Raw genomic sequence first — 22,992 nt, forward strand, 5'->3', positions numbered from 1 at the left:
ATCTGTGAGTATCAGCTTGACGGAGTTTCGGAAGCATGTACGTATGTTCTTTATTTTCGCAAAGAACAGCTTGGTCGGTTACATGGAATACAAAGCGAATTTCTACTCCGGTTTGATCATGGAGACCGTATTTCTGTTTTCCAAGCTGATCTATATCTTGTTCGTTTTCCAGCTCGGGATCGAAATCAATGGCATTTCTCCTGACCAGATGTTGATCTTCACGGGGACCTATACGATTATGATCGCAATCTATACAGGACTGTTTATGGATAACTTTTATAGATTCGCCGGCCATATCCGCAACGGGACGCTGGACTTGTATATGACGAAGCCGCTTTCGCTGCAGTTCATGATTTCATTCCGGCACGTTAACTTTGCGTTTCCGATCCCGAACCTGATCGCCGGGATCACGATGATCGTACTGGCTTGGCGGCGTCTTGACATCGAGCCAAGCTTGATCCACGTGGCCGGATATATCGGCGTGATCTTGAGTAGCACGATCGTGACCTATTCGGTGCTTCTACTTCCGCAAATCCTTGCCTTCTGGACGGTGAAATCCGGTTCGATCTTCGAAATACTCGACAAATGTTGGGATTTAAACAATATGCCGATGTACATATACCCCAAATGGCTACGGAGAATTGGGCTGTATGTTGTGCCGATCTTGTTCATCACCAACATGCCGTCGGTTTATTTGATCGATCGATTGGACTTGTTCCTTGGGATATGGATTTTTGTAGCTCCCGTTATATCGCTTCTAGTGGTCAGGCTGTTCTGGAAGCTGGCCGTCAAACGCTATGAAAGCGCCAGCAGTTAGAGAAATGCCCTACAAACAAATTGTTGAGAAGGTGAATTGAATGAGCAAGACGGAGCATGAGCGTCATCCATTGCAGACAGAGGCCATTACAAAGAAACGGCTGCACAACGGTATTGAAATCTATCAAAACAACGAAGGAGAGACCGAGTTTCTCTACAACGAGATTTTCCACAAGGAGATGTATTTCAAGCACGGTATTACGCTTCCGGATCATGGCACGGTCCTGGACGTCGGGGCTAATATCGGCATGTTCAGCCTATATGTCAGCAGCAAGAGCGACTGCAGGGTGTATGCCTTTGAGCCACTGCCTCCGACGTTTAAACTCTTGAAGATGAATACGAGCTCGCTGCCTCGCGTAACGACGGTTAACGTCGGGCTTTCCAATGAGATCAAGGAAGCGGAGTTTGCCTATTTTCCTACGATGTCCACGGACTCTGTCCAGATCAAATACAGGGAGAACCACGATCAAGATCTCCGATACGGGTTAATCAACCATTACGAAGATAATTTCGCTGACCGGCGAATGCTAAACCGCTTTGTTGATCATCTTATGTCGCCGAAGCTTCTGAATGAACAAATCTATCGTTGCAAGCTAACTACGATCTCCGAAATGATCCGTTTTTATGATCTGAACCAAATTGATCTTCTCAAAATCGACGTGGAAAAAAGTGAGTTTGAGGTGCTGGAAGGAATCGAACCGGAAGATTGGGGCAAAATCAGGCAAATTGTAATGGAGGTACACGGACTGGACGGAGAGCAGATCAGCAGGCTCGAGAACATCTTCCAAACCAACGGCTTCTATGCCGTGATCGATTACTACGAAGATTTGAATATCCCAAATTACTATAATGTGTACGCGTTGAATCAAATGCATACGTCGGCTGGGTGATAGTCATGTTACAACATCTACATGCAAGGTTGGTATGCTCCAGCTGCAAGGGCGTGCTGGTCCAGTCGGAGGCAATGCTGCAATGCTGCATCTGCGATGCGGTATATACGAACGATTACCGTTATGTATCGATGCTCGACCGGCGTGAGCAGTTTGTCCACCCTTCCGAATGGAATCGGAAAGAGGCTGAAATTCGGGATTATAGCGAGATTTCGCACTCTCTTGCGCTGTCCGGTATAGGCCGATTCGCCACCTTCTTAAATTATGGTTACGTCCCGCACGGGAATGAGCAACATGCGGTGATCGAACCCGACGATGCATGGAATAGAAACTCGGTCAAGCTGCTGCTTGAGACAGTGGGCAGGACGGCGATTCGGGAGCGGCAGGTGATCGACATCGGATGCGGCAGGGGAGGGAACATAGCAGCTCTGTCTAAATATTTCAAGCCGCTGTCTATTGTCGGTCTCGACATCTGCCCGGCGAATATTGCCTTTTGCAATGCCAAATCCCGAGGGGGTGAATCTTTGTATCTCGTCGGCGATGCGGAGAATATACCGTTTGCAGACGAGAGCTTCGATGTGGTGTTAAATATAGAATCAGCACATGCCTATCCGAACCGATCACGATTCTATGAAGAGGTGTACCGGATAATGAGAGTTGGCGGCGTATTTCTGTATACGGAGCTGATGCTGGGAGATCAAGTAGCGCAGAACATCAGGCTGTTAGAGGAAGCAGGCCTGTCTGTAATCCGCAATCAGGATGTGACTTCGAATGTTCTTCTATCATGTGATGAGAGTGCGAAGCAGCGTACTGGCACACAAGGGATTGCGAGCAACGCCAAAGCGAGCACGAATATTGGAGATATCAATGAATTCATCGCATTGCCCGGCTCGAAGAAATATGAAGAGATGAAGGCTGGAACGCGGCAATACCGTATGATGAACCTTGTTAAGAGGTAATATAGCCGTAATATCAACAATAATTTTAGTATAGGAGAAATATTTTATGGAAGAAATTATTTCCCTGGACACCTTTCAGCCCTTCGACGGCATGACAAAAATGTATCCTCATCATAATTTTCCTTATTTTAATTGCGGCTATAATTTGTTGTTAACGCTTGCCAGATATTTTAAAAAAGATGAGTTGTCGATTTTGAATAATGTTATTAGTATTTATAGATTTGATAAACAAAAAATACAAACAAGAGGATATTTCAAGTTAGAGGTGTTGGATCTTGAGGAGGGAGATCAGATCCTTGAGGAAATGGGGATTTCTATTCGTAAAAAATCCCCTGTACTAGATACGTTACAAGATGAGATCCTAAACTCTATTTCTAGTGGTCATCCGATTTCCATATTTATTGATTTATTTTATCAACGCGGGAGAGACTTTTACTATAACAAAAAACATGGACTGCACCCTGTTTTTGTCTATGGCTTCAATCTTACGAACGAGGAAATATATACGGTTGATGATATTACAGAATACAGACAATATTCTCTGCCATTTTCAGAATTTAAATGGTCATGTATGACTTCGGAACACGTAAAGATGCCAGACTACTTTTGGGAATATGCGCTAGTGCCCCCCGGTAATCATGAGATCTTGAACAATAAGAATTTAGCACACACAACCATCAATACATTCGTAGAAAATATGTGCAGGTATCAAAATGAAATAACGGAAAGTTTGAATAATATACTGTTGTTGGCAGAAAATTACGAGCTCATTATAAAAAATGAAACGATTATAGAAACACTGAGCAGTACTATTTATAGAAAATGTTCTGAGAAATACAGGTTAAATACTCTCTATAAGTACAACATTGATCATATCAATGCAAAACATACGCTTGACCCGTTATTGGACCAAATTATTCATGACTGGAAGACAGTAAGGATCTATTCGAATAAAGCCATCATGTCCCAAAAGTTCACTGGGGAAATCATAGACAAGTGCATTGGTTTATTTACAAAAATATATACGAATGAAGTACATTTTAATAATCAATTATTCTTAATGTTAAAGGCTTTCAGGTAAAATCACATCTAATATTGCTAGAAATGAGCCGCATCAACAGGCATACTGTGCATGTGTCTTTTCATCGTATGAAAACCGCCGCGAACAGAGCCGCCGCCGTCTGCATCAACACTTTAAACACAAACGGCAGAGATGCCGTTTTTTGTTTTGATTTTGTTACAGCACACTAGTCATGTGGAGAGTGTAGCGATGTTGGTTAGGGTGTAGTGTTTTGAAGCTACATTTACCTGTTTTAATAAATTACTTTGCCCGAAGCTTCTAAAGCTCGGGCTATAGTTGTTATAACCATTAGTAGAGTTGATGTTGGTCTGAACAATATCAAGTTTTCCAGTTTATCCTTTTTCAATAGCTTTGTGTTGTTGCTCAGTGTTTGCAAATGCCGCAGTAAGACGTGGTGAAGGTATACCTAACTTTTTTGCTTCTCTCACAACTTCAAGTACTGCAAAACCGGCTTTACTATTGTTGTATTCAATGAAAAGTCGCGGTAAGCTGCCCTTTGCAAAAATAACCTTGTTAAACAGCGTGCCGAGAAGTGCTGATGGAATTTTGGTCAACAGTAGAGTAATCGCGTCCATCTTTGCGCCTCTTGCTTTAAGTACAGGTGCCATTTCCCGCATATTCTTACCAACATTTGCGAATGAGTCACGATGATTCATAAGTGCTGGAAAACTTCCCCGTTTTAACACCTCGGTCTCCATCGCCGCATTCACGGCAAAGTGATTCCATAGCCAGCTTTGCATATCCTTTATCCAATTGATTTTAAAATGGGCGCTTTCAAATAGTTCTTTGACCTTGTTGTTTATATGTTCCGTGCCTACACGTGGTTTTTCCAGAAATATCGTTTTTAAGAAGCCGCCCCTAAGCTTATTGTCCTCAATGCCGCCTCCTGCTCCTGGGAAACCAAAGACAACATTGTTCATAGACAAGGGCAAGATCGATGATTTTAAATCCTGCCAAATATTATTGAATATAAGGATCGGGGTGTTACCCGCGGTAGTCGATAGTAATTGTGCTGCTTCGGGAAGTTGTTTCGTGTTGACACTCGCAATAATAAGATCGTAATTTGGGCTTATCTCCTCATGCAGCTTGACTTTCCAGTTTTCCTTGATTAACCGTTTCGCTCTTCGTGCGTCCCACATTTCAAGCGCTATATGACTTCCGAAGGTTTCTTTTCTCCCTTTTCTAACGTAAAACTCAACGGTGTGGCCTGCCTTTTCGAAAGCCCACGCGTATTGGGTCGATATTACACCTCTACCGAAAAATAAAATTCTCATCTTAGCCTCCTAATAATCAATATTCATCCTTGTTGATGATCCAACAACGTGTTGTATAATATTATTGTATTGATTCACTATACGGTCATCAACCATCAGATTTTTAATATCTGTCGGATAATTGATCGAACAGCAAACGGAGGCAAATAATGAAAAAGCAACCTGAAATTACGGACAAAACAAGGCAGACATTCATAAATGTATTCTGCGATTTATATAGCCAAAAACCCATCGAAAAAATATCTATTCAAGAGATTGCTAACCAATCAGGATATAATCGGAGTACATTTTATCAATACTTTACAGATATCTATGAGTTGTTGGACTGCGTTGAAGAGCGTATTTTGAAATCCATTAAGGAGGAAATGGCAGGCAGAGAGTTTTCTACACATACTATTCAAGATGCACTTCAATGCTTAGAAAATGCAGAGGAGATTTCAGTTCTTAAAGCTATATTGGGCGACTATGGTTCTGTTCATTTTGTGGAACGCTTGAAAAGAGAAATTCCCTTTGAGCGATTGATTGTGGATTTTCCAACAGATGATGTCTTGGCACCATATATCATTGAGTTTTACATTTCAACATTAATATCTATGTTTCGTCTTTGGATACGCAACGACAAAGATCTATCGTCGGAGGAATTGATCAAACTGATCGATAGTCTATTTTCAAAGGGGATAACACCGTATCATATCTTTGGCACGGTCAATCCGCAGCGTTCTGGAGTGTAGCGATGATGGTTAGAAAGCTAAACATAAAAATAAAGGGTTCGAGAATTATGTATAATTCTCGAACCCCTTCTTGTCTTTGTTTCAATATCATCCATTAATTATAGTAGTTTAATATACCTTCACGTCCGTACCAAGCACGGATTTGTTTTGTACGGAATTACCGGATAGATATACCTTTTGCAGATTAGGCAGCTGGCTTAGGGTCTCGATATTGGAAATGGCATTGTTCTCGAGATGAAGTTCCTCTATAGCTTGCCAGTTGCTCATGAATTCGAGAGAAGCCAAATTGCTGTCTTGCATAGTGAAGGAACGCAGAGCGGACATTTTGGCAAAGTAAGGCATCATTTGATCGATTTCAGTAACAGAGGTATTGTTCATGCTAAAATATGACTGGTTTAAGGTCAAATGTTCAAGTACGCTGTTCTTCGCGGCCGCCTTTTGTTCAAAGTTCAGCCTGCACTCGGAGCAAACCAAAGATTTCACCTGCTTCAAACGATATAAGGCGTCGCTTTCCTTGAACAGTGACGAGTCGTAAATGTTTAAGCTCTCTAGGCGGGACAAGCCGTCCAGGGCGGCAAGACGGGTTATTTCATCGATCTCCCAGAGCGAGAGTTGCTCCAGTTTCGGGAATTTCCCCAGCGCAGCCAAGTTCAATTCCCCACTTCCGCCACGGAGCGTCAGACTGGTTGTAACCGGGGCCTTTAGCCCGGGGAGGAAGGAGCTTGGAATTTCCACTCGCTCTACTTTAGGCAGTGTCAGCGCTTCTGCATTCTCGTAGTAGCCGGACAACGTTAATTCCCGCAAAGAGGACAGGCTATTGATGGCTTTTACCGAACCAAGCTGACTTAGAGAAGCCAGGCGCAGCGTAGTAATAGAGTTTTTGCCGGCCAAGCGCTCCAGACTGGAGAAGTTTACATTTTCGATATCTAACGTTTGTAGAGCAGGCATATTTTGCACAAAGTCGATGGACTTTACGTTCGTTAAATAGGACAACTGAAGCTCCTGAAGCTGGGTCAGGGCATACAGCGGCTGCAGGTCTGTGGTTTCACTGTACTGTATAGACAAGGATGATAGCCCGGTCATGGACGACAACCATCCGAGTTCATCGACAAAGGTGAGCGACAGGGACTTGATTGGCAATTGGTTTAACAAGTGAAAATCCGTTACGGACTCATCCACATAGGTAATGGATAAAGAGTTCAGATTGGGGAATTCCAGCAACATAGCCAATTCCTGATTGCTGCGAAGCTGAGTAGAAAGTTCCGTAATTTTAGACTTGTCGCCAAAGTAGCCCGAAAATGTACTAAAGGATTCGTTAAAAGCGCCAGCATAACTTTTTAATCCGGGCATATGGGCCAAAGTGGTTTGGTCCGTCTGGGATATTTCATAGGTATTCGTCAGGTCCAATGCCGTCAGTCCCCTAAAAGCTTCAAAATCTCGCTGATCAATCCGCTGGCTATTCAGTTTTTTGTCCTGAGTAATATAAGTGATCTTCTCGGCCTGTTCATCGCTGAAGGGATCGGAGAGGCTATATGTAAACTTCCACTGATCATTCTCCGAATGCTCTACGGTTAAATAGCGAATACGAGCCAATTCCTCCTCTGTTGGCAAGGCGGACCCTTTATCAAAGATATCTCGCAAAAATGAGAGCAGAACCTCGCTTTCAGGCATCTTTCGTACAGGCAGATTGGCTTCTGTTTTTGGATAGGTGGAGCTGTTGCTATAATAAAAATATGTACCGATCGCGCCAGTTAGGACTAACATCAGTATCAGCATTACCTTTACGGAGGCAGTCTGCTTCGGTGGTACTTTAGGGGGCGTTCCATGGTAATGATTAATAGTCTGGTCTACGTAATAGACATGATTTTGCTTCAATAAAAGCTCTGTTTCACAATAGGGACACTTTAAAACCTCATCCTTCTTGTATTCGATTTTTCCGTTGCAATTGGGGCAGTTTAGCGGGATAAACGCCACGAATGTCCCCTCCTTCATTATGATGGTCATAAGATCATGCTGAACGGTCATCTGATTTCATTATACCTTGTGAATTTACGTTTGATGAGAGAAAGAAGTTTCACATAACGAAGGAGCAGGGAAATCCTGCTCCTTTTTGATCTTTTTTAAGTATGGTCTGGTGGTAGGTCTTATTAAATAAATCATCAAGCAATAGATGTAATCGGATGTTTAACGTGCAGAGGGTAGAGATGTTCACCATGGGTTCTTACAAATAAACCTTCATTGGTGATCGAACTTTTTAGAACGATATCATCTGTTGCATCTGGAGTGAAATGAAAGGTTATTTTCTCCGTACCTTCATCTGCAATCTTATCCAAGATATATTTCATATTCATTTCGTTTAAGCTAACAACGTCGAAGAGCTCAATATGATTGTCTTCTTTCTGATAAATAACAATGACGTTTTCGTTTTCCAAGTAATAAATGTCATCACTAAAGACATTCAGGCAATAAAACATGAGTATTCCTTGAGCATGATGGGTTGCGAAATGCTGAGAAACAGGCAATCTTTCCGATGCCAATTTTTGAATAAGACGTAAATCCTCCGCGTTAGTTACATTTAGTTTTCGGATGTCCGCAGGCTCAGGTGATTTTTTTGCCGTATAATTCATTGAAAAAAGATGCTCTTCCACAGGCTTAAACCCAAACTTGGGGTAAAAATCAAGCACCGATTCATTGGCAAAAAGGTACATGTAATCGTACTTGTTCTCGTATTCCTCTAAAACTTTGTTCATTAAACGTGTAGAGAGTCCTTTCCCCCGATAATCAGGATGTGTCATCACCGTGCCGATTTGAATCGCTTTTTTCTTCTCACCGTGAATGATGAGCTCAAGGATGTTAACAGAAACGTTGGCAATAACCTGGTTTCCATCGACATATGAATAAGGGATGTAACGCTCGCCCCAGTATCCTTGTTGATACCAATCTTCAAAATTGATCTCAAACGTGTTGACAGCAAGCTCGAAAAAACTCTTGCGCAGCACTTCATTGTTTTTATAATTCTTCATAAATATTAATTCTTGCATGGTATTACCCCCTTAATCCTCAAAAATGACTGTTTGTAAAGTGGTACGATCCCGTATTTAACTATGTAAAGTATGATTACAGGTGAAATTCTGCTTATAAGTTGTTGTTGGTTAAGCAGGAGTTTTAATAAGAGAAAATGGAGTTTGATATGGAAAGAGACGCGAGCGAATTCGCGTCTTCTTTTTTGCATGCTTTATAGGATATGTTTAAATGCAATTGCGTCAGTGAACTGTTTTTCACTATTGAAAATCTTGGTCCATTAATTTACGGCAAAATGCACGATTGCACTATATAACATCTTGTTGCGAAAAGGGTCAAACGTCACTTGATGCTGAACTTGCTTCACGCGTAGCATTAATGCTTTGTTCATTCCGATTCGTTCTTCGATCGCTCGTTCCAGTTCACGGAAGTCATAAGCCTGCAAGCATTCGACTTTGTCTTTGATCATATCCAGTGAAATTTCCATATATCATTCAGGCCTCCTTAAAATCTCGATTTGCAGGTTAAAAGCCTGTCGAGCTTCATTTTAGAGGAGCTTTTCCAGTTCGGCAAGAGCAATCGGGCTGAAAATCTAATAAAGACGTGATAAAATCGGGAAAGGGCAATTTTGAGATCATCGAACTTCCATTAATCTGAAGATCTAATGGAAGTAATAACAGATACTGCTGTTTGAACAAAGTTACATTTGCATGGTATAAGTGAAGAAGAAGCTAGGACATCATAATGTGAATTGCAACGAAAAACGAATGATCATGTAAATGATAGGCAAGCAGATGCATGAGTTACGAGTTTTACTATTTTAACTATTAATGAGGACAAAGACTGTCCTGGAATGTATAGAGGAGCTTTTGAGATGACAAAGGAAAACTTTTGGCGTGAATTGCCACGACCATTTTTTATACTGGCACCCATGGAAGATGTGACGGATGTTGTGTTTCGGCATGTCGTAAGTGAAGCGGGCAGACCGGATGTGTTTTTTACGGAGTTTGCGAATACAGAGAGTTATTGTCACCCGGAGGGGCACCATAGTGTGCGCGGGCGTTTGACGTTTACAGCGGACGAACAGCCGATTGTGGCTCATATCTGGGGAGATAAACCGGAATTCTTTCGTGAGATGAGTATCGGTATGGCGAAAGAAGGATTTAAAGGTATCGATATCAATATGGGTTGTCCGGTAGCGAATGTGGCCGAGAATGGAAAAGGAAGTGGATTGATCTGCCGGCCAGCCCTTGCGGCGGAGATTATTCAGGCGGCGAAAGCCGGGGGGCTGCCGGTCAGTGTAAAAACGCGTCTCGGATTTACTGAGGTCGATGAATGGCGCGACTGGTTAACCCATATTTTGCAACAGGACATCGTGAATCTGTCCATTCACTTGCGGACAAGAGAAGAAATGAGCAAAGTAGACGCTCACTGGGAACTGATTCCGGAGATTAAGAAGCTTCGTGACGAGATAGCGCCTAATACACTGCTGACGATTAACGGGGATATTCCTGACCGTGAGACAGGCCTGAGACTCGTGGAGCAATATGGTGTGGATGGTATTATGATTGGGCGCGGTATTTTCCAAAATCCATTTGCTTTTGAAAAGGAGCCAAAGGAACACAGCAGCACGGAATTGCTTGATTTGCTACGGCTGCATTTAGATCTCCATGATCAATATTCCGAGCTTGAAACGCGTTCGTTCAGCCCGCTGGCCCGTTTTTTCAAAATCTATGTTCGTGGCTTCCGCGGTGCTAGTGAGCTGAGAAACAGCTTGATGAACGCCAAAACCACTTCTAAAGTACGCGAATTGCTCAATGAGTTTGAAAGCAATGAACAGGTAGAGTAGAGTAAGACGTAATAATGGATACGGAGTATGATTCAGGTAGATTTAATAGCAAAAAAAAGAAGCGGTAACTCTTCCGCTTCTTTTTTTTGCTTTGCTGTTTAACGCGTATACGCAGGCTTTTCCATAGCCACCGGCTGAGGATTGGCAAGCACCCATAACACAGCCAACTCGGATAATCTGGCGGGCGCATCAAAATCGTATCCATTGTGAAGTCTGCTGACCAAGTCTGTTGCCTCTTGGAGCAGTGCCGGGGCGAGTGGCGCACCAGAGCCCAGGTGATGAATCAGTGCATCGAGCATCTTGCGATACTCCGCATCCCAGTTTCCACCGCCATTATCCAATACTTCATGGGATACACGTCCTGTGATGCGGATGACCTCTCCCTGCACCGTTTGAGCATGGCCCTGGGCCGGGATGAGAGATTCCCACAGCTCTTGGTGCTGTTTGGTCCAAGAGGTTGCCTTTACCTGAATGGGTGAAGTCCCGTCATGCATGATCCGATTCGCTACCGGCTCGATATCAAATAACTGGTACAGTTTGATCAGCGCGTCTGAAACTTCATCGACCTTGTCCTTATTAAACTTCTCACGGACGAATTCAAAATCCTTACCGACCCGCTTCAGCGATTCTTTCATATCCGGGGTGACCGATGCTCCGGCATCCAGCAGAATTGCGGCAATCTCTGCCAGATTGACTATATCGCTATTCCTGCAATTGACTAACCCCTTAGCTAACGGGGTATTTCCCTGTTTATTTTCAACGTTAATCGTAGCGCCTTGGTTTACCAACTCTTGAACCACTTTGGTTCGATACCCATTGACGGCTGCATGTAATGGTGTTTCATTTTGGTAATCCACAGCGTCCAGATCTGCACCTAATTCAAGGAACAGGGGTACATTTCCTGACCAGTGTGAGGCATGGGCATGTAAAGGCGTGCGTTGATATTTGTCAAGTGCATTAATGTCTGCCCCTTGCGCTACCAGCCAGCGGACCAATTCATCCGAAATATGCCGAAAGCTGAGGGCCGTACCTTTGCTATAACCCCCACGTGCATCCCATTCGCATTGCTCGAAAATTTCTTTTACAGTAGCGATATCATTATCTTTAACGAGTTTTTCCATATGAGCAGGTAAGGTTGCTTTCTTCGTAGCCATTACACTCTTCCTCTCCTTTGTGAATAACAACGTATGTTCCGATGGTAGGCTATGACGATTTAATAGTAAGTAGATAATTTTCTGCAATTTTATCACATAGGGAATTTTAAAACCAATAACTGGGTTTCTTCCATCATCCATTTGGTTTGCTATGTTATAATTTAGATGAATGTTGATACTGGAGACGGATTGAAAAATATTTGAAATGATCGCCGCAATTCATGCGGTAGGCTTTTGATAATAGGAGGATCTATGTCCTGGAGTAAATTGAAGCAACAACTGGAGAGTTTTCTCAGTCCTGCGTTAGTTGGAAGGGTGGAGTACCGTGCCACCAGCTATAGCTATTCACCTGATAAATCAGGCAATTGTTATATTACTGTAGATAAAAAGAATGTACTCAACATGAGTGATACTACAACCCCAATTCGATGGTATCAGTCAGAGCAGGAGATCAAGAGCGACCCGGAAATCATGATTCCTGTGAGCGATGAAGAGATTGAAGCTATCAGAAAAGATTCCAAAGGACCCATTCCCGAGGATCGTCTTCAAGTCATGGCAAGAAGTAGAAAAATCTCCGTGCATGCCAAAGAGCTTTTGTTGGCTCAGACCGCACTCAGTAAATCAAATTTTACTGTTGCAGCTACGACGTATTTATCCACTTCTATAGAGGATAATCTGGAGAGCAAGGATATCTTGTTTAATATTCTGGCTTTAATGGACAGACGAGTTGGCAAAAAGAGAATTCTAAATATGTCGGAGCAGGTCAAATTAAAGCATCCAGCCGTTCAGTATTTTTATGAACTGCGTCGTCGTACGGTGTGAAATTGAATAACTTTTGATATAGCTTTTAACTATAACCAGTTATGGTTTTTTAGTATCCCTTCTAACTGCTCTCAGCGTGATATGATCATTGTATACAACGAGGGGGTTTTTTACATGACTGATAAGTTCCAGATCGTAGGAAGTTTATTGCGGCCGGATGAGCTGCTGAAATATAAAACGCAAATTGAACATAATGATGATATCCAATATCCGTTCTATGAAAACTACGAAGGATATGAGAAGTGTGAGACGGAGGCAATCAAACAAGTTGTCGCTAAGGAAATCGAACATAACTTGTCCGTGGTTACCGATGGCGAATTCTCCAAATCGATGTGGCATCTGGACTTTGTATGGGGATTTGGCGGAGTGAAGCGTTACATCGCGGATCACGGCTATTTTTTCAGAGATGTAGACGGAACTTCGAAGTATGAAACACGCAAAGATATTGGACTGCGCATCACTGATAAATTGAGTGGAAAGAACCATCATTTCATTCAACTGTTCCAACAACTGCAAGACACGGCTGGCGAGCAACAAACGAAACTTTGCGTACCGTCTCCTTCCCATATTTTCGGTGAGCTTTCCTGGTCAGATAACATTGGTGGAACGGATGCTGTATATCAAAACATACAGGAGCTCAAAGAGGGTCTTGTGATCGCGTATAAGGAATTCGTGGAGGAATTCGCTGCAGTGGGCGGTAAAATTCTGCAATTCGATGATTGCTTGTGGGAACTGTTTGCAGACGACAACCCGAACTCTCCTTTTACAGGGGAAAATATTAATCAAGATGAAGTAAAGGGACTTGCTACCGAATTCATTGATATTAATAATACCGTGATTGACTTTGGTCATAGCCTTGGCTTGAAAATGTGGACACATAACTGCCGCGGCAATTATGATTCCCGCAACATGGGTGGTGGATCGTATGCCAAAATTGCGAATCTGTTCCTGAAGCAATTGAAGTATGACCGTTTCTTCCTGGAGTGGGATGATGATCGTGCGGGTTCAATTGAAGCTCTGGAAGTGTTCAAGGACAGACCTGAAACGGAAATTGTACTGGGTCTGTTGTCATCCAAAACGAGTACACTCGATGATGAAGCACGTGTTGTCCGTTTGCTGGACGAAGCATCCAAAATCATCGATAAGGATCGGCTGCTGTTGTCCCACCAATGCGGATTTGCATCCTGCGATGGTGGTAACGAATTAAGCGAAGCTCAGCAATGGGCGAAGATTGATCAAGGGCAGAAGATTGCAAAGCAATATTGGGGCAGCACCGTCTAGAATTCAAGCTAAATGTATTGTGACCTTATAAATACATTGCTCGATCAATAGAGTTCTGTGCGATAATGAAACGGCGACTTTTCCTCTGGAATCTATCCAGTGAGAAGCCGCCGTATTTGTTGTGGAACGTACGTATACGTATAGGTACGTTCTCATTTCTATAACTTTTTTAAACTAATGATGGGGCTTGTCATTTTTTATTTCTGCGATTCACGCTGTGCCAGCCATTCCTTTTTCAACAAAGCATATTGATACGTATTCTCGTATTTCGGTGTGCCGTCCTCATTTTTGACAAATGAAATGAACTCCAAAAAAAGACCCTCCCGGCGCATGCCCAGCTTCTCACACAGTTTCTGAGAACGGAAGTTATCATCCTCGACATAAGCGTACAATCTTCTTATTCCCTGTTCCATAAAGAGATTTTTGATGAAAGCATTGGCGCTCTCACTGGCGTACCCTTTCCCTTCAAATCTGCCATTAAAATTCCAACCTATACTATACGTATCTGAATTCGAATCTTTATCCGTATCGGAATCCCGATCTTCCCTCATACCAAACAGCTCACCGATCAACTCGTTACTGTCTTTCAGGCAAACCGCGATGTGGGAATCGTCACTGCTTCTTTTTGCGACCTCTGCCGCCGCATCTTCCAATGTTGAAATTTGTTGATCCATAAAACAATTCACTCTGGGATTTGCTGTATATTCCAACAGTCCGGCTGCGTCCGTTAAGGTGAAATTTCTCAGGATTAATCGATTGGTTTTAAGCATTTGCATAAGTTGATATACCTCCGGTTTTCATATCAATAGATTGGCTTTGTTCATGTTGTATCTCTTTTTATTTTACGAGACTCCCTATTCGTACTATAACTGGGTATAGCCTTGGCTTTGGCTTTGGTACTGTCTGACCGGGAGAACAATCCCACCAATTTCTCCCTATAGATATAACCGAGTACAAACCCGATTACAGCGATAACAGAAATAATAATGGCGATTGTGTATTGTTGCATATGAATTGTGGACCCTACAACGGTAGATGCGATGATCCACGGCAGACGACCGACGATAAGGATCGTGAAGAATCTAAACGAACTAATCGATGTAAGTGCGGCGACAAATACAAGCATGTCTTTGGGCAAGCCGGGAATTACGAAAAAGATGAATAAAAAAGCGGAGAACTTCTTCTCATCATGAATTAACGACATCCACTTATTATTTTTCTTTTGCATTAGCCGTGAAATATAAGCGCGACCGATAAAACGAGTGAAATAAAAAGCAATCGCTGAGCCTATAATCAAACCTATTGTAGTATACAAGGACCCAAGTGTAACCCCATAGATATAACCGCCTGCAATCTGTACCACTTCTCCTGGAATAGGTGCAACCACGATCTGAAGAATCTGGAATAAAATAAACATGACCGGACCCCAATGGTCTGTTGAGTGAATATACGCTCTGAAGTTGTCCATGGAAGACATGATTTTAATAATGGCAGGAGAATAATACACCAGTAGACCAATGGACAACATGATGAACAGACCCAACAATATGTTAATCATTACTTTTTTCGAAGTTTGTGGCATACCTGACGACCCCTTTGTCTAATAACTTCTACATATTTACAGTATAAGACGAAATTATTAAGAGATACCTACATAACTTCTGAAGAATTCTTAAGTCGATTGTATTTGCTGGTAGTCGCTAATAGCGCATATTATACTGAAATTAGACGGAGGGATCAGATGAGCAAGAAAATTCTAATTGCTGATGATAACAGTGAAATTCGTGAAATTGTAAGGATTTTGTTAGAGAGTGAGAATTATGAAGTGATTGAAGCGATAGATGGTCAAGATGCGATTGATAAAGTGAACGAAGAGACGGATCTCATTATTTTGGATATGATGATGCCCAATAAATCGGGGCTGAAGGCTTGTCTGGAGATTCGTGAAAAAACAAGCGCACCGATCCTGTTTCTCACGGCGAAAACGCAGGATTCTGACAAACAATTGGCATTTTCCTCAGGCAGTGATGACTTTTTGTCCAAACCCTTTTCCTATACAGAACTTGTTTCGAGGGTGAAGGCCTTACTGCGGAGGTATTATGTTTATCGGGGCAAGGAGAAGACCGAAGAACAGGACCAAATTATCGTTAAGGATCTTACCGTCCATCAGGATTCAAAAGCCGTGTTTGTTGGGGAGAAGGAGATTGCTCTGACTGAAATTGAATACCAGATTTTGCTGTTGTTGGTTAAGAAACGACGAAAGGTATTCTCGGCAGAAAACATATATGAGAGTGTTTGGGGGCAACCCTACTTTTATACGTGTAATAACACGGTGATGGTTCATATTCGTAACTTGAGAGGCAAACTGGAGGATGACCCGCAGAACCCTAAATATGTGAAGACCGTTTGGGGGAAGGGGTACAAAATTGAATAGATTATTAATCGGAAAAAAGCTGAAGATTAAACTGGTTCTGGCGGTTGTCATTTCTTTGGTCATTTCCATAAGTGCACTCGTTATTTTACAAGTTGTTGGCGAGACTGTATTGGATAGTTATTTAAGCAAATCCACTTTTGTAGAGAACAGGCAGCAAGATGCGCTTGATCGATTCGAAGCATTTGTGGATAACCAGAACGTGTCAACCCGTGATCATGAGCAATTGTATGCTTGGATAAGACATGAGCGCTACTTAAATCTGTATATTTTTGCAAAAGACAAATTGATATTTTCCTCCAACACGGAGATTGATCCTGCCATTAATGAAGAGTTGTTAACTCAATTCGTGCCATCAAAAATACCCATCACCACCATCCATTTTGCGGATCAGGATGCCCAGATATACTTGGTTAGCTTTTATGAGTATCAATATTACAACCTCATTCTGATTATTGGTGTTTTCATAGCGGCCATTGTGTTTATTGTTTCCTTTCTACTGATGATTAATAAGAAAACATCTTATATTGGCGTGCTTGAACAAGAGATCAAAATACTCGAAGGTGGAAATTTGGATTATTCGATTACGATATCGGGAAAGGATGAACTGTCATCTCTGGCCCAGAGTATTGATGAGATGAGGAAATCATTTGTGGAGCGGCTGGGCAGCGAGGAGAGGGTCAGGATGGCCAACCGTGAATTGATCACGGCGATTTCCCATGATTTGCGAACACCACTCACGATTCTATTAGGATATATGGATATCATAGAGCTCAACAAATATAAGACACATGAGGATCTATTGCAGTATATTCATAATAGCCGGGAGAAGGCTTATCAGATCAAAGTGTTGTCGGACAAACTATTTGAATATTTTACGGTATCCTCGGCCGCTGAAGAAGAGGAAGTAGAATTTGAAATGTATGAGGGCAGAGCGCTTATCGATCAACTCATAGATGAGCAATTAGTGGTTTTGGACGATATAGACGTGCAGGTTCAGACAGATGCACATCATGAGGAGTTTTTGCTGGAAATCAATCTGGTCGCCATGCGTCGCGTAATGGATAATATATTTTCAAATATTCGAAAATACGCCGATCCAGGGCATCCCGTTCATATCCAGATTTCTTTGAGGCAACAATGGGTTATTCTTGAGGTGGAGAATAAGATTAAACGTGTTGGCAAAAAGAAAGATAGCAACGAAATTGGACTCGTTAGTTGTCAGAAAATGATCCAGCAGCACAACGGGACGTTGACGGTGTCGCAGGAAAAGGATATCTTTTCACTACAGATTATGCTACCTGTCATCATCAACAAACCAACACAGACTCATATATAACGGATCTCTTGAAATGATGCTGAGTGTTCGTGGAATCCATCTTGCTGTCTAATTTTGTTACCTTAGGGTGCTGTAGTGGAGGAGCTTGCTAAATAGGCGTAGGAGAAAGAATATCGCTCTACCATTCACACTATACAAAAAGAGCCATGCGACAGCATGGCTCTTACATATATTGCGAGAGGGCAAACCTCATGTTTTAAACAACAGGTGCATTCTGTTTCTTGAAATATTGTTCAATTAAAAACGCGAGCATCGGTCCGGGCTCAGCCTTCTGTAATTGAGCCTGATCGCCAAATTCTATTAGATACGGCTGTTCCGTAGTACAAGGAGTCCAATGAGGCATCAGCTTTCCGGTGGAGTCCGAACCGTTTGGGTCACCTGTAGCAATAAAGTTGGATAAGTAATTACACATCTGGCGAGCCAGATCATAATGCTTGCCTGTGAAAGGCCGCCAGCATTTGGCAAGTGTTTCGAAGAAGAACCACAGATCAACGGAGTGAAAAGTACCTGGCTGATCCCAGCCCGGAATCTCGGCGTCGAAGTTATAATAGTAGAGAGGCGTTTCAGACGGATGACCGCTGTTCGCGCGGATGGCGAGCAGAATGGCATGTTGGATCATGCGGACCGATGCTTGTTGCAGAGCATGTTCGATTTGGCCGGAATCAGCCTCACATAGTTGCAAAAAGGCAGGAGCATCCTCGCCAAACAGCTCCACAGCCATCTGCTTCAGTTCTTCCAGATTGGTTGCGGCGGGACGGGTCCAAAATTCGGAAGACGTATGCCCCAGCATTACGGGTATCGCCTCGCGCTCCTGCTGAACAAAACGAGTAAACGGATCGCCTGCGCAGAATTGTTCGTCGATGACGGTTCCCCAGAAGCTTTTGTATTCGAGTGCTTTATCACGGAGATATTCAGCATCCAGTTGTCTCGCCTCAGCCAGGGAAGATACACCCAGGAAGCCGAAAAATTCAACCCCTGCTTGCTCTGCATCCCTTAGTGTGGAGCGGACAGAAGGCACGCGGACCTTCGGGTACAACTCGGTAGCTATACCGCTCATGATGACGGCTCGCTGGAACAAGCCTTTATTTTGAGGAGAGGTCATCTGGCTGAGTACACTTCCTCCGCCTGCCGACTGTCCGCCGATGGTGATCTGGTCTGGATCACCGCCAAAGGCGGCAATGTTGCGTTTGACCCACTGGGTACCTGCTTGTTGATCAAGATGACCAAAGTTGGCGGGTGCATGTGGGGATTCGGCACTAATCTCAGGATGGCACAGGAAGCCAAAGGCATTCAGTCGATAATTAATCGTCACAACGACAATACCTCTACGAGCGATTCGCTCGCCATCAAATTCCATTTCGGCCGTATGGCCGACTTGCAGGCCCCCGCCAAAATACCAGACAAAAACAGGCAACTTCTCGTCCGTACGCTTGGCGGGTGTCCAGACATTCAGATACAGACAATCCTCGTCCATGGGCAGGTCGGGATCAACGGCCCATTCGCGGGTATAGATATTGTTATCATCGATGACTGTTGGGGCTTGCATGGAGATGGGGGCAAAATCAAAAGCTTGCAGTACACCTTCCCAGTTCGACTGCGGTTGCGGAGCGCGCCAGCGGTTCTCACCTACAGGAGGTGCGGCAAAAGGAATTCCCTTGAAGCTGGTAATCCGCGGGTCCGCCGCGGGCAGTCCTTGCACTTGTCCATGTTCTACCGTAACCATTCTAAGCATACAACATTCTCCTCTCTGGATTTAGCGTGTAAGCGTTACCGAACATTTGATCAACGTGGCATTAGAAAGGGGGAATCAAGGTTGAATCCGATTTGGCATGAGAGCAGTAGAGCCAGTAATTTGTATTTTATCAGCGGTGGTCACAAGCCAGCTAACCCTCACCAATGGGGGCCAGGCGTGCGTGACGTTTATGCGCTGCACTATATTATCCGCGGCCAAGGGACGCTGGAGACGGGCGGCCGCGTTTTTCGGCTCGTTACGGGGGAAAGCTTTATCATATTTCCGCAAAAGGAGATTTACTATTATCCAGACCCGCAAGATCCATGGGAGTACGTCTGGGTGGAGTTTAGCGGTGAGGATGCCGGGCGGTTGCTGGGGCTGACACAGCTCTCAGAGGTACAACCCGTGGTGACGGTCTCGCCGGAGACATTGCAGCCTTTTTTCCACCTTGCCTGGAACGCGGGTGCATCATCTTATGAATTACTGCGGGCGGATGCACGTTTGCGTCTGCTGCTCTCCTACTATATGGAGCATTATCCGAAAGAGCCGCAGGTGGACGCCAAGGATTATGTCTGGCTGGCGAGAAAGTACATCGAGCATAACTACTGGAAGCCAACATTGACCGTCACCGAGATCGTAAAGGCAGTTAATCTGGAGCGCAGTTATTTGTTTCGTCTGTTTAAGGCAGCAACCGGCAAGTCTGTTTTGGAGTATATTACATCCTGCCGAATCGAGCGCGCCTGTGAACTGTTGAAAACGTCGGGCCTGCCGATTCAATCGGTAGCTTATTCTGTCGGCTACAATGATCCGTTATATTTTTCCAAAGTATTCAAGAAAGCAACTTCACACACGCCAACATCGTACATGATGCTGCACGGGACCAAGGCATAACGTTAACGGAACAGGGCGCAGTTCCCGGACTCTCGGAAATAACGGATCAGCTTCTCAATAGGCTCACGTCCACAGTTCAGCTTCACTCCTATACAATCAATGCACAGAAATTGCTGGGCAGAGCGCGAGATCAATTTGAGGTAGATGCCCACATCGTCTGAAGAGAGCGGGACCTGACAGGAGGTGCACAGGCGATGTTGAGCCATCTATTTCACCAGTTTGGCACGCACAAGTAAACAATCATGTGCTGCGACAACGGGAGCGAAGCGTTCACGGAATACGCCAAGCTCTTGATGTTCCCAGCAGTCATACAGGGACAGGGCATAACCGGCAGCGTAAGGCAGACCCATATCCCAAAATTGCAAAGACAATTCCCGCTGGCTGTCGCTCAGGTTGAAGAAACCAATAGCTAGATCTCCATCTGTGAGTACCTTCACCAGCATAAATACATCGTCCGTGTGAAACCATTGCGGTTCTGGTTTAATGCGGTAAGCTCCGCGCGCTTCTACATCCTGATTGATAGCGATCAGGTCAGGATTCAGGAGAATATCTTTTGTAATCTGGTTAGCCTTGCGCACGTCACATCCGATCATTAATGGGGAACCCATCATGGACCAGAGAGAGAAGTGGGTTTTATATTCGATGTCGTTGCATCCGCCAATGCTGCCAATATAATCATTGTTGCTTCCACCGTACATACCTACAATCAGCATATCCATGTCGTTATGGCAGAAGGAGCCGGTGTAGCTTTGTTTGCCCAATTGAGACAGGGCAAGTTCCTTCACCGAATCCCAATTGTCACGGATATCGCCGGTGGAGCGGTACATATGAGCCCCCGATTCGCGAATCCAATCGTATACATCGTCAGCTCCCCAGTTGCAGGCGGAGAACAGGATATCGCGTCCGCAGTTTTTGAGCGCAAGGCTCATCCGTTTGTACAGCAGTTCTCCTGAGATATGGCGCGGCTTGAAGCAGTAATCATACTTCAAATAATCAACGCCCCATTCGGCAAAAAGGGCAGCATCCTGGAATTCATGCTCGAAGCTGCCTGGATACCCGGCACATGTATGTGTACCCACGCATGAATACATGCCGAACTTCAGTCCTTTGCTATGGATATAATCAGAAAGCGCTCTCATTCCACTCGGGAATTTCTCCGGGTCAGCCACCAGATTGCCACTCGCATCACGTTCCTTCAGGCTCCAGCAATCATCAATGACAATATACTCGTAACCAGCGGCCAGATAACCTTCCGATACAAACACATCAGCGACATCCCGAATTAATTGTTCGTTAATATCCCACGTAAAGGTATTCCACGAATTCCAGCCCAGGGCAGGGGCAAAGCCTAACACTTGATTGTTGCTCATGCTCTCGCATCCTTCCTCATCTCGGTTTTGTTAACAACACTAAACTGAACATAAACGATGAGTGACGTATCCTGCCATAGCTTAACGTTGCTTGGACATGGACATATGTTGCTCTGCTTGTGCTGGGGGAATTCCCTCTTCCAATCAGGCTCTGGGCAGGTATTCAGAAGTTGCCGGTAGAAGCATAAGAAAGGAAAAATGTCTGTCTGTGAAGAAGTTATATCTATCTTTTCAGGGATCTGTGCGAAACAAGGGTATAGATGTTATGATCGGTGATAATGCTCGAACAGGATGTCAGAGCAACAGGGAAATCTGAATAGTATTCAGTTCTTTCAGGAAAAATACCCCAGTGGGGAATCCCTCATACGAATGGTAACAATCCCGCCGGGACGATTATGCATATGGCAGAAGGGTTCCAATTGGATAATGTGCAATTTCCCATCGGTTTTTCGTTAAACATAAGTGTCTGTTTGATATGATCAGATATATAATTTATAGGATTGGGAGTGTCACGAAATGAATCTAGATGAAGTGATGCAGGAGCTTGAAGCGCTGGGCAAAGAACGAACGAAAAAAATCTATATCTCCAATGGTGCGCATGAACCGCTATTTGGCGTGGCAACCGGGGCGATGAAACCAATGGCGAAGCGGATCAAAAAGGATCAACCTTTGGTAGAGCAACTATATGCAACGGGGAATTATGATGCGATGTACTTTGCGGGCGTGATTGCCGATCCTCAAGCGATGACGGAAGCTAATTTTGACCGTTGGATTGACGCTGCTTATTTTTACATGATCTCTGACTTTATCGTTGCTGTGACGTTAGCCGAGACGGATATTGCTCAAGAAGTTTCGGATAAGTGGATCGCCAGCGGAGATGAGCTGAAAATGTCAGCAGGATGGAGCTGTTACTGTTGGTTACTCGGCAGTCGAAAGGATGCTGAGTTTTCGGAGAATAAACTGATGGAGATGCTGGAACAGGTGAAAAAGACGATTCACGAATCTCCGGAACGAACGAAATATTCGATGAACAATTTCCTGTATACCGTTGCAACATCCTATCAACCGTTGCACGATCAGGCAGTGGAGATAGCCAAGGCTGTGGGACCTGTCGAAGTGAACAAGGATAAGCCCAAGAGTAAGCTGCTGAATGCCTCTGAGAATATCCAAAAGGCAGTGGAAAAAGGGCGGACGGGGTTCAAGCGTAAATATGTAAGATGCTGAAATTTTCGCCGTAGCGTCAGTTTTAACATACGGAATATATGGTTATCGTAGGATTGAAATCCACAATCTCCATGTTATAATGAGGACAGAAACAGCTTATAATGCAAAGAGAGCCGTGCGCTAACAC

The 22,992-nt window shown here is 43.9% G+C and carries 22 protein-coding genes; 12 read left to right on the top strand and 10 right to left on the bottom strand.

Translation table 11 applies throughout. The annotated features are described in order from the left end of the window. Nucleotides 1-4: 4 nt before the first annotated feature. The 4 genes from PAEAM_RS01310 to PAEAM_RS01325 are packed head-to-tail and all read left to right on the top strand — an operon-like array spanning nucleotide 5 to nucleotide 3,746. Nucleotides 5-817: an ABC transporter permease gene (locus PAEAM_RS01310; protein ID WP_017690645.1), complete on the top strand. Its 813-nt coding sequence runs from the start codon at nucleotides 5-7 to the stop codon at nucleotides 815-817. 40 nt (nucleotides 818-857) lie between these two features. Beyond that, nucleotides 858-1,706, top strand: a complete 849-nt coding sequence (locus PAEAM_RS01315; protein ID WP_036606035.1) for an FkbM family methyltransferase — start codon at nucleotides 858-860, stop codon at nucleotides 1,704-1,706. A gap of 5 nt (nucleotides 1,707-1,711) precedes the next feature. Further along, nucleotides 1,712-2,665 (top strand): class I SAM-dependent methyltransferase, encoded by a 954-nt coding sequence (locus tag PAEAM_RS01320; RefSeq protein WP_100526343.1) that lies wholly within the window; start codon nucleotides 1,712-1,714, stop codon nucleotides 2,663-2,665. Nucleotides 2,666-2,711: 46 nt separating this feature from the next. Then, entirely contained in the window at nucleotides 2,712-3,746 is a 1,035-nt protein-coding gene (locus PAEAM_RS01325; protein ID WP_100526344.1) for a hypothetical protein, read from the top strand. 332 nt (nucleotides 3,747-4,078) lie between these two features. Here PAEAM_RS01325 and PAEAM_RS01330 read toward each other — a convergent pair whose 3' ends face one another. Beyond that, a complete protein-coding gene (locus tag PAEAM_RS01330) occupies nucleotides 4,079-5,020 on the bottom strand; it encodes a ketopantoate reductase family protein (RefSeq protein WP_100526345.1) in 942 nt (313 codons plus the stop codon). A gap of 149 nt (nucleotides 5,021-5,169) precedes the next feature. Here PAEAM_RS01330 and PAEAM_RS01335 point away from each other — a divergent pair, with 149 nt between their 5' ends. After that, nucleotides 5,170-5,751 (top strand): TetR/AcrR family transcriptional regulator, encoded by a 582-nt coding sequence (locus PAEAM_RS01335; RefSeq protein WP_017690637.1) that lies wholly within the window; start codon nucleotides 5,170-5,172, stop codon nucleotides 5,749-5,751. Nucleotides 5,752-5,859: 108 nt separating this feature from the next. Here the strand turns inward: PAEAM_RS01335 and PAEAM_RS01340 are convergent, their stop codons facing one another. The 3 genes from PAEAM_RS01340 to PAEAM_RS01350 form a co-directional block, all read right to left on the bottom strand. Then, nucleotides 5,860-7,527 (bottom strand): leucine-rich repeat domain-containing protein, encoded by a 1,668-nt coding sequence (locus tag PAEAM_RS01340; protein WP_243391230.1) that lies wholly within the window; start codon nucleotides 7,525-7,527, stop codon nucleotides 5,860-5,862. A 383-nt stretch (nucleotides 7,528-7,910) separates the two neighbouring features. After that, on the bottom strand, nucleotides 7,911-8,792 hold the full coding sequence (locus PAEAM_RS01345; RefSeq protein ID WP_100526347.1) for a GNAT family N-acetyltransferase: 882 nt from the start codon (nucleotides 8,790-8,792) through the stop codon (nucleotides 7,911-7,913). Nucleotides 8,793-9,052: 260 nt separating this feature from the next. Beyond that, nucleotides 9,053-9,259 carry a DUF2536 family protein gene (locus PAEAM_RS01350; RefSeq protein WP_076329555.1) on the bottom strand — a complete coding sequence of 69 codons (207 nt, stop codon included), beginning with the start codon at nucleotides 9,257-9,259 and terminating at the stop codon, nucleotides 9,053-9,055. 387 nt (nucleotides 9,260-9,646) lie between these two features. On the opposite strand from PAEAM_RS01350, the gene PAEAM_RS01355 reads away from it, so the two are divergent. Beyond that, a complete protein-coding gene (locus tag PAEAM_RS01355) occupies nucleotides 9,647-10,621 on the top strand; it encodes a tRNA dihydrouridine synthase (RefSeq protein WP_100526348.1) in 975 nt (324 codons plus the stop codon). A gap of 98 nt (nucleotides 10,622-10,719) precedes the next feature. On the opposite strand, the gene PAEAM_RS01360 is transcribed toward PAEAM_RS01355, so the two are convergent. Further along, nucleotides 10,720-11,775, bottom strand: coding sequence for an ankyrin repeat domain-containing protein (locus PAEAM_RS01360; RefSeq protein ID WP_100526349.1), 1,056 nt, complete (start codon nucleotides 11,773-11,775; stop codon nucleotides 10,720-10,722). A gap of 252 nt (nucleotides 11,776-12,027) precedes the next feature. On the opposite strand from PAEAM_RS01360, the gene PAEAM_RS01365 reads away from it, so the two are divergent. Both PAEAM_RS01365 and PAEAM_RS01370 read left to right on the top strand, forming a co-directional pair. Continuing rightward, complete coding sequence (locus tag PAEAM_RS01365) at nucleotides 12,028-12,597, top strand: SF0329 family protein (protein WP_036668348.1); 570 nt, start codon at nucleotides 12,028-12,030, stop codon at nucleotides 12,595-12,597. Nucleotides 12,598-12,711: 114 nt separating this feature from the next. Further along, complete coding sequence (locus PAEAM_RS01370; RefSeq protein ID WP_076253801.1) at nucleotides 12,712-13,878, top strand: cobalamin-independent methionine synthase II family protein; 1,167 nt, start codon at nucleotides 12,712-12,714, stop codon at nucleotides 13,876-13,878. A gap of 197 nt (nucleotides 13,879-14,075) precedes the next feature. On the opposite strand, the gene PAEAM_RS01375 is transcribed toward PAEAM_RS01370, so the two are convergent. Then, entirely contained in the window at nucleotides 14,076-14,654 is a 579-nt protein-coding gene (locus PAEAM_RS01375) for a GNAT family N-acetyltransferase (RefSeq protein WP_100526350.1), read from the bottom strand. Between the two features lie 44 nt (nucleotides 14,655-14,698). Continuing rightward, nucleotides 14,699-15,436, bottom strand: coding sequence for a TVP38/TMEM64 family protein (locus PAEAM_RS01380; protein ID WP_243391231.1), 738 nt, complete (start codon nucleotides 15,434-15,436; stop codon nucleotides 14,699-14,701). 183 nt (nucleotides 15,437-15,619) lie between these two features. On the opposite strand from PAEAM_RS01380, the gene PAEAM_RS01385 reads away from it, so the two are divergent. Both PAEAM_RS01385 and PAEAM_RS01390 read left to right on the top strand, forming a co-directional pair. Beyond that, complete coding sequence (locus PAEAM_RS01385; RefSeq protein WP_100526352.1) at nucleotides 15,620-16,312, top strand: response regulator transcription factor; 693 nt, start codon at nucleotides 15,620-15,622, stop codon at nucleotides 16,310-16,312. Beyond that, nucleotides 16,305-17,648 carry a sensor histidine kinase gene (locus PAEAM_RS01390; RefSeq protein ID WP_100526353.1) on the top strand — a complete coding sequence of 448 codons (1,344 nt, stop codon included), beginning with the start codon at nucleotides 16,305-16,307 and terminating at the stop codon, nucleotides 17,646-17,648. The genes PAEAM_RS01385 and PAEAM_RS01390 overlap by 8 nt, the downstream gene beginning before the upstream one ends. Before the next feature lie 196 nt (nucleotides 17,649-17,844). On the opposite strand, the gene PAEAM_RS01395 is transcribed toward PAEAM_RS01390, so the two are convergent. Next, complete coding sequence (locus PAEAM_RS01395) at nucleotides 17,845-19,380, bottom strand: carboxylesterase/lipase family protein (protein ID WP_100526354.1); 1,536 nt, start codon at nucleotides 19,378-19,380, stop codon at nucleotides 17,845-17,847. 81 nt (nucleotides 19,381-19,461) lie between these two features. Between PAEAM_RS01395 and PAEAM_RS01400 the strand changes: the two genes are divergently transcribed. Continuing rightward, a complete protein-coding gene (locus PAEAM_RS01400) occupies nucleotides 19,462-20,271 on the top strand; it encodes a helix-turn-helix transcriptional regulator (RefSeq protein ID WP_100526355.1) in 810 nt (269 codons plus the stop codon). Between the two features lie 2 nt (nucleotides 20,272-20,273). On the opposite strand, the gene PAEAM_RS01405 is transcribed toward PAEAM_RS01400, so the two are convergent. Both PAEAM_RS01405 and PAEAM_RS01410 read right to left on the bottom strand, forming a co-directional pair. Continuing rightward, the gene (locus tag PAEAM_RS01405) at nucleotides 20,274-20,477 is read right to left on the bottom strand and encodes a hypothetical protein (protein ID WP_074093540.1); all 204 of its coding nucleotides are present in this window, start codon (nucleotides 20,475-20,477) and stop codon (nucleotides 20,274-20,276) included. Then, nucleotides 20,478-21,641 carry a glycoside hydrolase family 27 protein gene (locus PAEAM_RS01410; RefSeq protein WP_100526356.1) on the bottom strand — a complete coding sequence of 388 codons (1,164 nt, stop codon included), beginning with the start codon at nucleotides 21,639-21,641 and terminating at the stop codon, nucleotides 20,478-20,480. A gap of 516 nt (nucleotides 21,642-22,157) precedes the next feature. On the opposite strand from PAEAM_RS01410, the gene PAEAM_RS01415 reads away from it, so the two are divergent. Continuing rightward, the gene (locus tag PAEAM_RS01415; protein WP_100526357.1) at nucleotides 22,158-22,865 is read left to right on the top strand and encodes a DNA alkylation repair protein; all 708 of its coding nucleotides are present in this window, start codon (nucleotides 22,158-22,160) and stop codon (nucleotides 22,863-22,865) included. Nucleotides 22,866-22,992: the final 127 nt, after the last annotated feature.

This window comes from Paenibacillus sp. GM1FR (assembly GCF_002803315.1).
GTDB classification, from domain to species: Bacteria; Bacillota; Bacilli; order Paenibacillales; family Paenibacillaceae; genus Paenibacillus; species Paenibacillus amylolyticus.

Coding starts and splice junctions, on each gene's coding strand:
- PAEAM_RS01315 (WP_036606035.1), top strand. CDS start 858: ATGAGCAAGACGGAGCATGAGCGTCATCCATTGCAGACAGAGGCCATT.
- PAEAM_RS01320 (WP_100526343.1), top strand. CDS start 1,712: ATGTTACAACATCTACATGCAAGGTTGGTATGCTCCAGCTGCAAGGGC.
- PAEAM_RS01325 (WP_100526344.1), top strand. CDS start 2,712: ATGGAAGAAATTATTTCCCTGGACACCTTTCAGCCCTTCGACGGCATG.
- PAEAM_RS01330 (WP_100526345.1), bottom strand. CDS start 5,020: ATGAGAATTTTATTTTTCGGTAGAGGTGTAATATCGACCCAATACGCG.
- PAEAM_RS01335 (WP_017690637.1), top strand. CDS start 5,170: ATGAAAAAGCAACCTGAAATTACGGACAAAACAAGGCAGACATTCATA.
- PAEAM_RS01340 (WP_243391230.1), bottom strand. CDS start 7,527: ATGCTGATACTGATGTTAGTCCTAACTGGCGCGATCGGTACATATTTT.
- PAEAM_RS01345 (WP_100526347.1), bottom strand. CDS start 8,792: ATGCAAGAATTAATATTTATGAAGAATTATAAAAACAATGAAGTGCTG.
- PAEAM_RS01350 (WP_076329555.1), bottom strand. CDS start 9,259: ATGGAAATTTCACTGGATATGATCAAAGACAAAGTCGAATGCTTGCAG.
- PAEAM_RS01355 (WP_100526348.1), top strand. CDS start 9,647: ATGACAAAGGAAAACTTTTGGCGTGAATTGCCACGACCATTTTTTATA.
- PAEAM_RS01360 (WP_100526349.1), bottom strand. CDS start 11,775: ATGGCTACGAAGAAAGCAACCTTACCTGCTCATATGGAAAAACTCGTT.
- PAEAM_RS01365 (WP_036668348.1), top strand. CDS start 12,028: ATGTCCTGGAGTAAATTGAAGCAACAACTGGAGAGTTTTCTCAGTCCT.
- PAEAM_RS01370 (WP_076253801.1), top strand. CDS start 12,712: ATGACTGATAAGTTCCAGATCGTAGGAAGTTTATTGCGGCCGGATGAG.
- PAEAM_RS01375 (WP_100526350.1), bottom strand. CDS start 14,654: ATGCAAATGCTTAAAACCAATCGATTAATCCTGAGAAATTTCACCTTA.
- PAEAM_RS01380 (WP_243391231.1), bottom strand. CDS start 15,436: ATGATTAACATATTGTTGGGTCTGTTCATCATGTTGTCCATTGGTCTA.
- PAEAM_RS01385 (WP_100526352.1), top strand. CDS start 15,620: ATGAGCAAGAAAATTCTAATTGCTGATGATAACAGTGAAATTCGTGAA.
- PAEAM_RS01395 (WP_100526354.1), bottom strand. CDS start 19,380: ATGCTTAGAATGGTTACGGTAGAACATGGACAAGTGCAAGGACTGCCC.
- PAEAM_RS01405 (WP_074093540.1), bottom strand. CDS start 20,477: ATGGCTCAACATCGCCTGTGCACCTCCTGTCAGGTCCCGCTCTCTTCA.
- PAEAM_RS01410 (WP_100526356.1), bottom strand. CDS start 21,641: ATGAGCAACAATCAAGTGTTAGGCTTTGCCCCTGCCCTGGGCTGGAAT.
- PAEAM_RS01415 (WP_100526357.1), top strand. CDS start 22,158: ATGAATCTAGATGAAGTGATGCAGGAGCTTGAAGCGCTGGGCAAAGAA.